The organism is Maribacter sp. Asnod1-A12 (genome assembly GCF_045063735.1).
Taxonomy (GTDB): Bacteria; Bacteroidota; Bacteroidia; order Flavobacteriales; family Flavobacteriaceae; genus Maribacter.
In genome coordinates this window covers 421,370-435,430 of the sequence record NZ_JBEFNZ010000006.1, presented here as the reverse complement: position 1 = coordinate 435,430, position 14,061 = coordinate 421,370, and the positions used below count along the sequence as shown (strand labels likewise).

At 34.8% G+C, this 14,061-nt stretch carries 9 protein-coding genes and 1 other RNA gene; 7 read left to right on the top strand and 3 right to left on the bottom strand.

Annotation, left to right across the window (positions count from 1 at the left end):
- Positions 1–148: 148 nt before the first annotated feature.
- The 6 genes from ACJJVP_RS01845 to ACJJVP_RS01820 are packed head-to-tail and all read left to right on the top strand — an operon-like array spanning position 149 to position 10,652.
- A complete protein-coding gene (locus ACJJVP_RS01845; protein ID WP_405410324.1) occupies positions 149–3,328 on the top strand; it encodes a SusC/RagA family TonB-linked outer membrane protein in 3,180 nt (1,059 codons plus the stop codon).
- Between the two features lie 30 nt (positions 3,329–3,358).
- Positions 3,359–4,912 (top strand): SusD/RagB family nutrient-binding outer membrane lipoprotein, encoded by a 1,554-nt coding sequence (locus ACJJVP_RS01840; RefSeq protein ID WP_405410322.1) that lies wholly within the window; start codon positions 3,359–3,361, stop codon positions 4,910–4,912.
- Complete coding sequence (locus ACJJVP_RS01835) at positions 4,875–6,581, top strand: alkaline phosphatase family protein (protein ID WP_405410320.1); 1,707 nt, start codon at positions 4,875–4,877, stop codon at positions 6,579–6,581. Before ACJJVP_RS01840 ends, ACJJVP_RS01835 begins: the two co-directional genes overlap by 38 nt.
- 32 nt (positions 6,582–6,613) lie before the next feature.
- Positions 6,614–7,966, top strand: a complete 1,353-nt coding sequence (locus ACJJVP_RS01830; RefSeq protein ID WP_405410318.1) for an aspartate aminotransferase family protein — start codon at positions 6,614–6,616, stop codon at positions 7,964–7,966.
- Between the two features lie 6 nt (positions 7,967–7,972).
- On the top strand, positions 7,973–9,559 hold the full coding sequence (locus ACJJVP_RS01825) for a fibronectin type III domain-containing protein (RefSeq protein WP_405410317.1): 1,587 nt from the start codon (positions 7,973–7,975) through the stop codon (positions 9,557–9,559).
- A 7-nt stretch (positions 9,560–9,566) separates the two neighbouring features.
- Positions 9,567–10,652 carry a phosphoglyceromutase gene (locus ACJJVP_RS01820; RefSeq protein ID WP_405410315.1) on the top strand — a complete coding sequence of 362 codons (1,086 nt, stop codon included), beginning with the start codon at positions 9,567–9,569 and terminating at the stop codon, positions 10,650–10,652.
- A gap of 57 nt (positions 10,653–10,709) precedes the next feature.
- On the opposite strand, the gene ACJJVP_RS01815 is transcribed toward ACJJVP_RS01820, so the two are convergent.
- A complete protein-coding gene (locus ACJJVP_RS01815; protein ID WP_405410313.1) occupies positions 10,710–11,129 on the bottom strand; it encodes a response regulator in 420 nt (139 codons plus the stop codon).
- Positions 11,130–11,139: 10 nt separating this feature from the next.
- Positions 11,140–12,432, bottom strand: a complete 1,293-nt coding sequence (locus ACJJVP_RS01810) for an ATP-binding protein (RefSeq protein WP_405410311.1) — start codon at positions 12,430–12,432, stop codon at positions 11,140–11,142.
- Positions 12,433–13,059: 627 nt separating this feature from the next.
- On the opposite strand from ACJJVP_RS01810, the gene ACJJVP_RS01805 reads away from it, so the two are divergent.
- Complete coding sequence (locus ACJJVP_RS01805) at positions 13,060–13,464, top strand: two-component system response regulator (RefSeq protein ID WP_405410310.1); 405 nt, start codon at positions 13,060–13,062, stop codon at positions 13,462–13,464.
- 44 nt (positions 13,465–13,508) lie between these two features.
- On the opposite strand, the gene ssrA is transcribed toward ACJJVP_RS01805, so the two are convergent.
- Positions 13,509–13,908, bottom strand: a transfer-messenger RNA (tmRNA) gene (gene ssrA / locus ACJJVP_RS01800).
- Between the last annotated feature and the right edge of the window lie 153 nt (positions 13,909–14,061).

The following is a 14,061-nucleotide window of genomic DNA, read 5'->3' as shown; positions in this document are numbered from 1 at the left end:
TGCATATTTGTAAATAATGTTTATCTAACTTTTAGCTAACCTTAGACTCGTAATGGTAGCGATTGCTTAATATACATAACGTTATACATTGAATTTTCATTTAGATATTTGCTGAACTAACAAACCAAAGTTTACAAATACGAACAAAATGAAAAGAACACTACTAATTACAATGCTTACTTTTTTAGCAAGTTTTGTAGCACATTCCCAAACTATATTTTCGGGAACCGTGTTAGATGAAAACCAAGTTCCGTTACCCGGTGCAACCGTGGTCGTAAAAGGAACAACGAACGGAGTTGCAACAGATTTTGATGGTAACTTCAGTATTGAACTAAGCAGTTTAGGTGATATTCTGGTGATATCTTATATAGGGTACATTAAACAAGAATTTGAAACTGCCAAGAAACTTACGGGTACTATTACTTTACAACCCGATTCACAACAATTAGATGAGGTTGTGGTAACGGCTTTAGGTATTGAAAGGGAAAAAAAGTCTTTAGGGTATGCTTCTCAAGAATTGGATAACGATGAGGTTGTTCAAGCAAGAGAACCGAACTTATTGAATAGTATGTCGGGTAAAGTTGCCGGTCTGCAAATTACCAACAGTCCTACAGGTTTAGGTGGGTCTGCAAGAGTTTCGATACGTGGTGATGCTTCTTTGAACATTAATGGAAACTCGCCATTGTTTATTGTAGACGGTACACCTATTAGTAACGAAATTGTAGGTTCTAATGGGTCTGGAACGCAAGATGTGGATTATGGTAATGGTGCAGCGGAAATCAATCCTCAAGATATTGAGTCTATTAATGTGTTAAAGGGTCCGGCAGCGGCCGCACTCTATGGTTCAAGGGCCGCAAATGGCGCTATTATTATTACAACGAAAAAAGGTAAATCTCAAAGTAGTAAACTTGGTATATCGTTTAATACGGGTATTACTATCGAAAATGTAATGATGTTGCCAGACTGGCAAAATGAATATGGTCAAGGTAATAACCAACAGTTTTCTTTTGTAGATGGTAGTGGATCAGGTATTGCCGATGGTGTTGATGAAAGCTGGGGACCAAGATTAGATACCGGACTTATGATTGCCCAATTTGACTCTCCTAGAACAGACGGTACTCGTGGTGGTGATACTTTTATAAGTGATGCCGATATTATTCCTACTCCTTGGGTATCTCAACCTAATAATACCAAAGATTTTTTTGAAACGGGCATCACTAAAACAAATAGTATTTCTATTTCTAAAAGTGGAGATATGGGTAATATGAGGTTGTCTTTTCAAAATTTAGATCAAGAGGGTACGCTTCCGAATACAGATTTGAGAAGAAATACATTAAGTTTTTCGGGTACTATGAATGTGTCTGATAAAGTAAAGGTGAACGCCAATATAAATTATGTAAAGACCGATAGTGATAATAGACCAGCTGTTGGTTATGGTACTGAAAGTATCATGTATCTTTTTATATGGTATGGGCGTCAACTAAATACAAATAATCTTAGAGATTATTGGCAACCAGGTTTAGAGGGTGTTCAGCAGTTTAATTATAACTACAACTACCACGATAACCCATATTTTACAATGTACGAGAATACGAATGCTCAAGACAAAGACCGTATGTTCGGCAATGTGAGCTTGACGTATGACATTAACGAGAATTGGAAGCTGTTATTACGTAGTGGACGTGATTTTTATAGAGATTTTAGAGTTCGTAAAAGAGCTTTTAGTACGCAACGATTCCCTTTTGGAACCTATCAAGAAGATAATATATTCTTTGAGGAAAGTAACTCAGATTTCTTGTTGAGTTATGATAAAGATTTTGGAGAAAAATTCAATATTAATATATCTGGAGGTGGAAACCAATTACGCCAAAGTCAAGATTTCACTAAAAGTGTAGCTCCACAATTAATAAACCCTGGCGTGTATTCGTTTAATAATAGTAGACAGTCAGTTCTGGTGAGTTCTAACAATAGCGAAAAACGGATCAATAGTTTGTATGGCTATGCAAGATTTTCATATGATAATATACTGTTTATGGATGTTACTGGTAGAAATGACTGGTCGAGTACTTTACCAGAGGGTAACAATTCTTATTTCTACCCATCGGTAACATTAAGTGCAATTGCTAGTGATATGTTTACAATGCCAGAATGGGTTTCTTTTGCTAAAGTAAGAGCTGCTTATGCAGAGGTGGGTAACGATACAGATGCCTATAGGTTACGTAGTTTTTATGAAAATGAAACTGCTTTTGATAGTTCTATACCCATTTTAACTGAATCATCTTTGATACCTAATGCAGATTTAAAACCAGAAATTACAGGTTCTTATGAATTTGGCTTAGACCTTCGTTTTTTTCAAAGTAGAGTAAATCTAGATCTTACGTATTATGATAGTGCTACTAAAAACCAAATTATTAATATTAGTACAGACATTGCTAGTGGGTATAGTAGTCAGTTAATTAATGCAGGAGAGGTTCGTAATTATGGTTTTGAGGCTATAGCCAATTTTGTGCCAGTATTAACAGATAATTTTAAATGGAGCTCAACTTTCAACTTTGCAAGTAATAAGAGCGTGGTGACCGATTTAGGTGATGATATTCAATTTACTTTAACAGAAGCGAATGGGGCATATATTCAGGCTCGAGAAGGGGGATCTATCAGTGCAATTTACGGCAGAGGTTTTCAAAGAGTAGAAGATGAGGATAGCGAATATTTTGGTCAAATGATTATAAATAGTCAAGGTATTCCAGAAGAGACCGATGATTTGGTGTATCAAGGAGATTATGCTCCAGATTTTACATTAGGTATGCAAAATACCTTTAAATATAAAAATGTTGATTTAGGTTTTTTAATTGATACGAGACAAGGTGGTATTGTAGTTTCTAGAACCAAGACTATAGGTAGTACTTCTGGTCAGTTGCAAGAGACATTAGTAGGTAGAGAAACAGGAATTGTTGCAGAAGGTGTTGTAAATACAGGTACAACCGATAGTCCGGTGTATACTCCTAATACAGTAAATGTTGATGCTAGAACATTTAATTATGGATATTATCAAAGAGATAATGTAGAAGCAGCAAAATATGATGCGTCTTACACCAAATTACGTGAGGTTTCATTAGGGTATTCTTTTCCAGAGAAAATGATTCAACATTTACCTATTACCAGTGCACGTGTTTCTATTACCGGTAGAAACTTGATTTTATGGACAGATAATCCTCATTTTGATCCGGAAACGGTAGGGGTATCGGGAGGAACATTACAACCGGGTATAGAGAACATGTCATACCCAAGTTCACGTTCATTTACCTTCAATTTACAGGTTAATTTCTAAAAGGAGAAGAAACTATAAAATACAGAAATCATGAAGAAAACACTATTAATCATATGCTCCTTAGTTCTAGCATTAAGCTGTACTGAGGATTTTGAAACAGTCAATACAAATCCTAACTATGCTACTACTGCTGAGCCAGAATTACTACTGCCAGGCGTACAAAGAGAAATGGCTTACAATTGGGGTGACCAAGGTTGGGAAGAAGGTTTTACCGTAGTACAATACGCGGCAAGACTACAATTTACTAGTGGAGATACTTATAATTGGTCTCCAACAAATGACCCTTATGATAATGCCTATGCTTCTTTACGTGATGTAGAGAATATTATAAATGCAACAATAGATAATGAAGAAGCTCAAAATTACTACGGTGTTGCCTTGGTTATGAAATCTTGGATCTATTCTTATGTTACCGATGCTTATGGAGATGTTCCTTATTCTGAAGCTACAAATGGTATTGAAGATGGAAATGTGACTCCTGTTTTTGATGCTCAAAGCGATATTTATTCAGGTATTTTAGCAGATTTGGAAACTGCGAATACGTTGTTGACCGATGCTGATAATATTTCGGGTGATATTTTCTATGATGGTGATATTTTAAAATGGAGAAAATTTGCAAATTCACTTAGACTGCGATTGTTAATGCGAATAAGTGATGTTGATAATGCAACAGCGGTTGCTGGTATGACCCAAATTACTAGTAACCCTTCTATGTATCCTATTTTTGAAAGTAATGACGATATGGCTTTAGTACAATGGAATTCTGATAACCCACAACCTAAATATGATACACGTAGTGGTAGTTTTGATGAGGTTCGTTTAAGCTTAACCTTAGAAACAAGACTAAAAGAATTGGAAGATAATAGGATATATGTTTTTGCACAGCCGACCACCAATTCCGGAATGGGTATTTTTTCTGAAGATTTTGATGATTATGTAGGAATGCCAAACGGCTTGGATGATGAAGCAGCCTTAGGATATAGTCCAACAGGGAATACTGATGAATCTGGTTCTAATTTTATTTCAAGATTAGGTATATTATTAGCATGTTATGCCTGTAATACTACTGAGGCATCAGATACAGCTTCACAGACCATTATTATGAGTTATTCTGAATTGCAGTTTATTTTAGCTGAAGCAGCAGAGAGAGGGTTTATCTCTTCTGGTGATGCAGCTACTTACTATGAAAATGGAATTAGAGCTTCCTTTGTATATTATACGGAAAGAGTTGCTGCTGGCGGATGGTCTGATATTGCTAATGCAATGCAAGCGACTGATTTGGATGCTTATGTTACTCAAGAAAAAGTAGCATATGCCGGTACTGACGATGAAAGGCTGGCTAAAATTGCGCTTCAAAAATGGATTTCACTTTTTTACACAGGTTTTGAAGGTTGGTCAGATTGGAGAAGAACTAATATGCCTGAGGTAATTCCTGGTCTAGATGCTGCTAATGACGGTTTAGTTCCGGTTCGTTTTCAATACCCTAACGATGTAAAGTCTACAAATAGCGAAAACTATTATGACGCTGTAGAAAATATGGGTGCCGATGACATTAACACCAAACTTTGGTGGGATGTTGATTAAGTCTACGAATTTTAAAGTAATAGTGAAATTTATACCAATTTTGTTATTGACCATAGGGATGACCTCCCTATGGTCTTGTAATTATGATAGGTTAGATAATCTAGAAGATGAACCGACCCATGTGGTAGTAATTGGCTTTGATGGATTGAGTCCCGACGGTTTGTTACATGCCAGTACACCGACCTTTGATAAATTAATGAGCGAAGGTGCATCGACTATGCATGCTAGAGCGGTTTTGCCAACAAGTTCGAGTACCAATTGGGCTTCGATGATTATGGGCGCCGGACCAGAACAACATGGCATAACCTCAAATTCTTGGGAAAAAGATAATTTTATGTTACCAGCGGTTACACAAAGCGAACCATTTTTGTTTCCATCTATTTTTCATTTAATACGAGAACAAAATCATTTTGCAGAAATTGGTGCAATTTATCATTGGGGCGGTTTCGGGCGACTGTTTGAAAAAAGTGACGTAAATTTTGATGAGAACCCTGCTACAGAAGAAGAAACTGCCGTAAACGCCAGCAGCTATATAAAAGTAAAAAATCCGTTATTTACATTTGTTCATTTTGATCATGTTGACCATGCGGGTCATGAATTTGGTCATGGTACAGATGAATATTATGCTTCTGTTAAAAAGGCAGATTCATTATTGGTAGAGGTAATGAAAGCAATAGCAGAGTCGCAAATGGCAGAGAATACCATTGTTATAATTAGTTCTGATCATGGTGGTACGGGTAAAGGTCATGGCGGCGAATCTTTAGATGAAATAGAAATACCGTTTATTCTATGGGGTAAAGGCGTTAAAAAGGGTTATGAAATTAAATATCCTGTTTATCAGTACGATAATGCTGCAACGGTAGCCTATGCATTACAAATTAAAACACCAAGAGCATGGATCGGCAAACCGGTTATTGAAGCTTTTGTTGGTCAAGATGTTGCAGATGAATATCCCGTTTTAGTACAATTGAAAAAACCAGAATTGTTGAATGCTGCTATTGGTTATGCAACAGCAGGTGGTTTGTATAATGGCTCTGCAGAGCTTAATTTAAAGAATCCGAATACAACAGGCGAAATTAAATACACCCTAAATGGTAGTATGCCTAAAAGTAATTCGAATACGTTTACCTCGTCTGTAACACTTACTGAAAATACGGTTGTTAAGAGTGCTGTTTTTGTAAGCGGAAAATTAAATAGTGGTATTAGTGAAGCTTATTTTCGGGTAAAACCGGTAGGTTATAAAGAACCTATCGATTTTGAGGTTTATCATTTAGACAACCTGTCTTTTATACCATCAGTTGCCAACAGAAAACCCGATACGTATGGTAAAACCTTTGAATTCTCATCAGAAGAAGTCCGCTCACATATAAAACCAAACACCTTATTTAAATTCACGAGTATGCTTAAAATCGAGGAGAAAGGAAATTACGAATTTGCTATTCGCTCAGATGATGGCAGTAAACTCTTTATTGATGGCGAACTGGTAGTGGATAATGATGGTGACCACGGAGTAAGAACAAAAAACGGAAGCATTGATTTGGAAAAAGGGATTCATGCCATAGAGGTACTTTGGTTCAATGGAGGTGGCGATGGCTGGTTAGATGTGTACGTAAAAAGTGATACCATACCCAACCAAATTTTATCTACGAACTTTCTACTAAAAAAATAAATTTGAAACTAGATTTCTACAATTCGGTACTTATGAAGCACGATAAATTACAGAATAAGCGTACCGAAGGTGATATTAATGGCACTGAGGCAAGAAAAGAATGGCAAGCAGCTATTGCCGATGCTAATACCTTGCAGCTTTTAGAAAAAGATGCGCGTTACTTTTTTCACCAAGCCTTGTCTACGCCATGTTTAGATGTGTTAAAAAAATGTGATGGACCATATATAGAAAATATAACAGGGAAAAAATACTTAGATTTTCATGGAAATAATGTGCATCAATTAGGGTTCTCACATCCAAAATTGGTAGAACGTTTAACGGAACAATTGCAAGGGCTCACTTTTTCGACAAGAAGATATACCAATGAACCTGCTATAAAATTCGCTAAGAAACTGACCTCTTTGCTTCCATCAGATTTGAATAGGGTGTTAATGACACCAAACGGAAGTTCCGCAATTGGGATTGCGTTGAAACTGGCACGTGCAATAACGGGTAAATTTAAAGTAGTTTCATTTTGGGATTCTTTTCATGGGGCTTCATTAGATGCTATTAGTATTGGTGGTGAAGCGGTATTTAGGGAATACATGGGGCCTATGATGCCCGGTGTAGAAAGAATTCCACCACCGGTAACCTATCGCGGAATATTTGAAGGTAATGAAAGTAAGTGTTTAGAGTATTTAGAATATGTATTTGCCAAAGAAGGTGATATAGGGGCTTTTGTAGCCGAAACCGTTCGTAATACAGATATACAGTTACCTTCGGTCGAATTTTGGCAAGAAGCACGTGTCTTGTGCGATAAATACGGAGTAGTTCTTATTCTAGACGAGATACCTATTGCCCTTGGTAGAACAGGTAAAATGTTTGCATTTGAACATTATGGAATAGAACCCGATATTTTGTGTTTAGGAAAAGGATTGGGTGGAGGTATTTTTCCTCAAGCCGCAATAGTAACTCGAGATCGGTATAATAAGTTTCCAGATATATCATTGGGTCATTATACCCATGAGAAGAGTCCGCTTGGTGCAATTGCGGCACTAACAACTATAGAAATTATTGAGGAAGAGAAAATTTTACATAAGGTTGCGGGCGACTCATTGACCATGTGTACTGCAATGAACATTCTAAAAGATAAATATGAAATAATAGGCGATGTTCGTGGTCGAGGATTATTATGGGGTGTAGAATTGGTAACTAATAGAGATACCAAACAGAAAGCTGTACATCAAGCCGAACAGGTAATGTATGAGTGCCTTAGTAACGGATTAAGCTTTAAGGTTTCTGCCGGTAATGTGCTTCAGTTAGCACCGGCATTGACCATTTCTCGCAAAGAGTTGAAAAATGCAATTGAAATATTAAATAATGCGCTATCTAGCGTCAGTAATTAGAGACTTATGAAAATTTCAAAAATTATTTTGGCAATAACCTTTTTGATAGGTTCAGCTACGCATGCACAAGAAAAAGCATATTTTGTGGTACAACCGTATTTACAAAATGCAAGTCCTACTGAAATGACCATCATGTGGGAGACCTCTGTGGGAGACGAAAGTATAGTGGAATACGGAGTATCACCTAAATTAGGAAAGAAAGTTACTGGAGTAGCTACTGATGTTAATTTTACAGCATCTCGTATACACGAAGTTACTATCAAGGGACTAAACCGGTTTACGGATTATTATTATAGGGTTAAAACTGGTAAACTACGTTCAGATATTTATCAGTTTAAAACCCCGCCGTTCACTAATGATAATGAATCGTTTAATATTTTGGCAATGAGCGATATGCAAATTGACCATCAGAATCCTGATAAGTTCAATGAAATTATAAATCGGGGTGTGTTACCATTTTTAAAATCTGAATATGGAAATGAAGTGCCTGATGATTTAGCTATGGTTTTGATACCTGGTGATTTAGTGGAGAATGGAGCAAAATATAAACAATGGCAAAATGATTTCTTTAAGCCTGCTAAAAATCTATTCTCAGAAGTGCCTGTGTATCCTGTTTTGGGTAATCACGAGCGTAATTCCAACTTTTATTTTAAATATTTTAGTCTACCTAAAAACGGCACTCCGGCATTTGCAGAACATTGGTGGTATAAAGATTATGGCAATACCAGAATAATAGGGTTGAATTCAAATGAAGGATATCGAGATAATCGTGAACAGTTTGAATGGTTGAAAACTTTGTTGGAAGAAACTGCGAAGAACGCAGACATCGATTTTGTTTTCGCGCAATTACATCATCCGCACAAATCAGAATTATGGATCCCCGGTGAAGAAGAATCTTCTGGTAAAGTGGTGAAAATGCTAGAGGAATTTACAACTGAAACGGGAAAGCCAAGTCTGCACTTTTTTGGTCATACACATGGGTATTCTCGCGGTCAATCTAAAGATCATAAACACTTATGGATAAATGTAGCTACAGCTGGTGGGGCAATAGATAACTGGGGTGAATTCGAAGGTAGAGATTATGATGAATTTAGTGTAACGCAAGATGAATATGGCTTTGTAATGGTCGAAGTAGAGGGCCATGAAATAAATCCGAAATTCACTATAAAAAGAATCAGTCGTGGTAATGAAAACATTTTTCGAGAAAACGAACAGACCGATGAGATTACTATTTATGCTAATGAGCATAAACCCAATACACCAAAACTAATATCACCAAAAGAAACCATCGAGTTCACAGGCGATATGTTAAAAGCAGAACCTTTTGAAAGTGCTTTTGAGAACGCCTATCATGCAGCTTCGAACTGGCAGATTTCTACCACTGAAGATTTCAGTAATTTGGTGTTGGATAGTTGGAAACAATCTGAGAATTGGTATTATTTAGAAGACCGCCAAAAAAGTGATGATTTAACCGATGAGCCAACTAGAAGATTACAACCAGATACCTCATATTTTTGGCGTGTGCGTTACAGGGATCAACATTTGAATTGGAGCGACTGGTCTTCAATACAAACTTTTAAAACTAAAAACTAAATTTCTTATGAATTCACTACTCAAAATAGGTGTCATATTTATTTTATTATGTTCAATATCATTAGAAGCTCAACACGACAAAAAACCTAATGTATTTTTAATCACCCTAGATGGTGTTCGATGGCAAGAGGTATTTATGGGTATGGATACTAATTTGTTAAATAGTGCCTACACACAAGATAAAGATTGGTTAGCTAGAAATTTTATGGGTAATTCACAAGTAGAAAATAGAAAAATGTTGATGCCCTTTTTCTGGAATACGATAGTTAAAGTAGGGCGGTTACATGGAAATCGAAATAAAGAAAGTAAAGTTGATCTTACCAATAAGATGTTGTTTTCGTACCCAGGTTATAACGAAATCTTAACGGGTATGCCCGACGATGAGAATATAGATAGTAATGAAAAAAAATATAATAAAAATAAGACCATTTTAGAAATCGCAAATAATTCAGATATATATAAAGGTAAAGTAGCTGCTTTTGCTAGCTGGGATGTTTTTCCGTACATAATCAATGACAAAAGAAGTAATGTGCCGGTCAATGCCGGTTATATGAACGCTGAGGGTGATTTAAATGAAAAGGAAATGTTCTTGAATGAAATACAACGTCAAGCACCAGTTATTTGGGAGAGTGTTCGTTTAGATGCTTTTACACATCACTTCGCTAAAGAATACGTTCAAAAGAACCATCCAAAATTGGTATACATCTCTTATGGTGAAACAGATGATTTTGCACATGAAGGTCTGTTCGATCTTTACATGAAATCATTACATAATACAGATGAATTAATAGCCGATTTGTGGAGCTATGTTCAAAGTGACCCGTTTTATAAAGACAATACTTATTTCATTATAACTACAGATCATGGTAGGGGAGAAGGCTCTCGAGAAGATTCTGAATGGACGAGTCATGGTGCAGATGTAAAAGGAGCAGAACATACTTGGTTGGCTATCTTAGGGCCAAATGTAAACTCTGTAGGTGAAGCCACAAATGAACAATTATATACCAATCAAATAGCCCCAACGGTTACAAAAATTTTGAATTTGAAAACTGATAAGGAGAAGATGCCGGCAAAAGTATTGGAGCTAAATTAATATATAGATTTAAGCTAAAATTATTTACTGCTTTTATAGTGAAATGACTTTGAAAATTTATTGGTTTTTAAAGTCATTATACTGTTCAATTAAAATGTTTTTTAGTTTATACGGCTCAATAGGTTTAACAATATAGTCTGTGACTTCATTCAATTTTTTGGCACGTTCAATATCGCTATCGTTCATTGACGATGAGTTCATGTAAATAATAATCTTTTTTTGCAATTTCGGTTTTAATAAAATATACTCTTCCATAAATTCAAAACCATCCATATACGGCATATTTATGTCTAGAAAAATTATGTCAGGAAGTTCTTTATCTACTGTCATTTTTTCTTTAAAAAACTCAATAGCTTCTTCACCGTCTGAAAATTCTACAATGTTACATTTTATAGTATCTAATTCCGAAATCATTCTTTTGAATGAAAACTTATAGATTTCATCATCATCGATTATGCTTAAAAGCAATTTTGACATAATTATTTTTTTAAAATTCGATAATAAAAGTCATTCCTTTGTCTGGCTCGCTTTCTGCATTTATAGAGCCACCCATTGCTTCTATTTGCATTCGTGTCATAAAAAGCCCTACGCCTTTAGAGTCAGTGTTTTTATGAAATACTTTATTCATTCCAAAAAGTTTGTCGCCATGCCTATTCATATCTAGACCTCTACCATTATCTGAGTGGGTTAGAATGGTTTTTTTTCCTTTTTTTGAAGTGCTAATTTTCACCTCTAATGCGCGCTTAGAATCTCTAAATTTAATAGAATTTGTCATAAGATTAAGCATGATACTTTCTAGGTAGATAGGCACATAGTTGATTTCTGGAGCATTTTTGAATTCTTCAATAAGAGTAACACCAGATTCTTCTATTTGAGACGAAAGATCTTCTTTAATATTTTTTGAAACTGTTTCGAAATAAATAACTTTCTTTTCAAGTTGACTTGTAGATTTTTGAACAGAAACAGCATCAAGAAGAACGTTCATAGTTTCATCCATACGGTTAGAAACTACGTTTAATTTATCTAAAAGTAATTCTTTGTCTTCTTCGTCTTTAGAACTTTGCAAAAAAGTAAGTAAAGTTTTGAAATTACCTAATGGTGCTCTAAGATTGTGAGAAGTTATATTCGCAAAATCAGTAAGTTTTCTGTTTGCCGTTGTAAGTTCATCGTTCTTTCTTACTAGATTATTGTAGAAAGGAATAATTAAAAAGATAAACTCTCCCAATAATATTAGTAATGAAATAACAGAAAGAATTATAGAGATTCGTTTGGTTTTTTCAAGTTGTATTTCTGCATTTCTTTGAAAACCTAAAACGATTTCTTCCATCAAACTAAGAAATTTGTGTTCGTCAACTATCAGGGTTTTTAAATGTTGGTTATCTGCGGTATTTGGCGTTTTCTGTATATAATGGTTGCCAATATTAACAATAGATTGAAACGGAACTTCTATAAGAGAGAATAAAGAATCCATTTTGATAGCTTTTTTTGATGTGGCATGGGTGTTTTTTAAAAATTCATGCTCGTTAACAAATTGGCTGGTGTATTTTGATAAGCTATCAATAGCATTTAAATTTGATTTCGAAAATGATTCATTCTCAATATAAAAAATGTATTTGGTGATTTTTTGACTTAACATTCGCTGTCTACCTGCGATATTTATTTCGACGGCATCGGCGTCTTGAAGATTCATATTGTAGTCTAAAATAAATCCGTTACCAATAATAGCTAAGGATACAGTTAATATGAATATATAATAACGGTTGCGAAAAATTTTGCTCAATTACGGGGGGTTTGAGTTATAGTTATGTTTTTAAATATAACTAAATTTAATAATTACATTCTTTAATTTAATCTTGAATTAAGATGGGATTGAATTTTGTAAGGATGAAACGGTAATACATTTTATAGTATTATACTCTATTTTATTTTCTTTCACTTTCCTAACGTATCATATTTTACTATTAAAATTGTAAGTATAATACGTTATTGTTTAGGTATGAATTTTTTCATTTTAGATTATATTTTCGTAGTACGATTATAACTTACTTAAATTTCAAAAATAAAGGTCTATTCGGTTTAACTACCTATTTTATTGAAGGGATTAGTTGTTTAATGTAATATGTTTAATTTTTTTTCTTAGAATTTATCATTTGTAATACGATTATAGTTGTAATCTTAAATGATAAATGCATTTTAACAAAAGGGCTGTAGGTTTTCCATTAATTTTATAGGAGTTTGAGATGTAACCAATCTTATAGAGTACAGGTAATAATCTAAGTTTATTTTAGATTTCACTAAAATAACTTTGTGAAAATTAAATTCTCTTTATTTAACATTTGTAAGTTTTATCTTGTTAAAATTTATATGTATATTGTTTGTGTAGGACAATGAACAAAAATAATTTGTTATGAAAGTTGACACAGTTTGTATTATTGATGATGATCCTATTTGCGTGTATGGAACCAAGATTCTGTTGAATCATAATAATTTTGTGAGTGCAAATATCTTGGTATATGAAGATGGGGCAGAAGCGCTCATAAATCTTACATCGCAATTGAAAAAAGGTTTACAAATGCCCAGTATTATTTTGTTAGATTTAAACATGCCGGTTATGAACGGATGGGAGTTTTTGGACAAGTTTCAGAAGTTAACTTTTGTAAACAAGCCTCAAGTTTTTATTGTAAGTTCACATTTTAACGAGGAGGAAATAAAAAAAGGTAAAAGTTATGGTTTAGTGCGTGATTTTATTTCAAAACCATTGATTGCAGAAAACTTAAATGATATTATAGCTTCATATAAAGTTGCTGTCTGAAATTTATAATATTAAAAACCACGTTTTAAAACGTGGTTTTTAATTAGTGGAGCCGGAGGGATTCGAACCCTCGTCCAAACAAGCAATTAAAATGCTTTCTACATGCTTAGAATCTGATTAATTTTCGATGTGTACCTGACCAGAAACCGCCCAATACACACTTATCTTCTTAAGATTTTGGTGGTGTCGCCAAAGCGAGCGGACACCCTTATGTTGACTTTTCTGGTGCTCCTATAAGAATCGCCATCAACAAGGGCTATTCAGGAACATCTCGCTTCCCTACCTGGTAGGGACGAGGCTAATCTTACTATAATTCAGATTAAGCGGCAAGAGCGTAATTATTTTCGCCAATTAAAAGTGTGAAAAATGAGATTAACGAGCTGTTTCCCAGCGCTCGACATGCTTACATTCCAACTAGTCTCGCTGTCAAAACCGGTCGGCCCCAATATGTAAAAGAACTTCCTAATCTAAATAATAGCTGCATCAATTCAATCGACTTCAACTATTAAATAGCGGGCAGCAAAGCTAACAAAACTTTACGATCCCATATAATTTTTATTTTGACCTAAGCCAAGTGTTTCTAATTGCATAATTTAG

Coding starts and splice junctions, on each gene's coding strand:
- ACJJVP_RS01845 (WP_405410324.1), top strand. CDS start 149: ATGAAAAGAACACTACTAATTACAATGCTTACTTTTTTAGCAAGTTTT.
- ACJJVP_RS01805 (WP_405410310.1), top strand. CDS start 13,060: ATGAAAGTTGACACAGTTTGTATTATTGATGATGATCCTATTTGCGTG.
- ACJJVP_RS01815 (WP_405410313.1), bottom strand. CDS start 11,129: ATGTCAAAATTGCTTTTAAGCATAATCGATGATGATGAAATCTATAAG.
- ACJJVP_RS01830 (WP_405410318.1), top strand. CDS start 6,614: ATGAAGCACGATAAATTACAGAATAAGCGTACCGAAGGTGATATTAAT.
- ACJJVP_RS01825 (WP_405410317.1), top strand. CDS start 7,973: ATGAAAATTTCAAAAATTATTTTGGCAATAACCTTTTTGATAGGTTCA.
- ACJJVP_RS01840 (WP_405410322.1), top strand. CDS start 3,359: ATGAAGAAAACACTATTAATCATATGCTCCTTAGTTCTAGCATTAAGC.
- ACJJVP_RS01820 (WP_405410315.1), top strand. CDS start 9,567: ATGAATTCACTACTCAAAATAGGTGTCATATTTATTTTATTATGTTCA.
- ACJJVP_RS01835 (WP_405410320.1), top strand. CDS start 4,875: ATGACATTAACACCAAACTTTGGTGGGATGTTGATTAAGTCTACGAAT.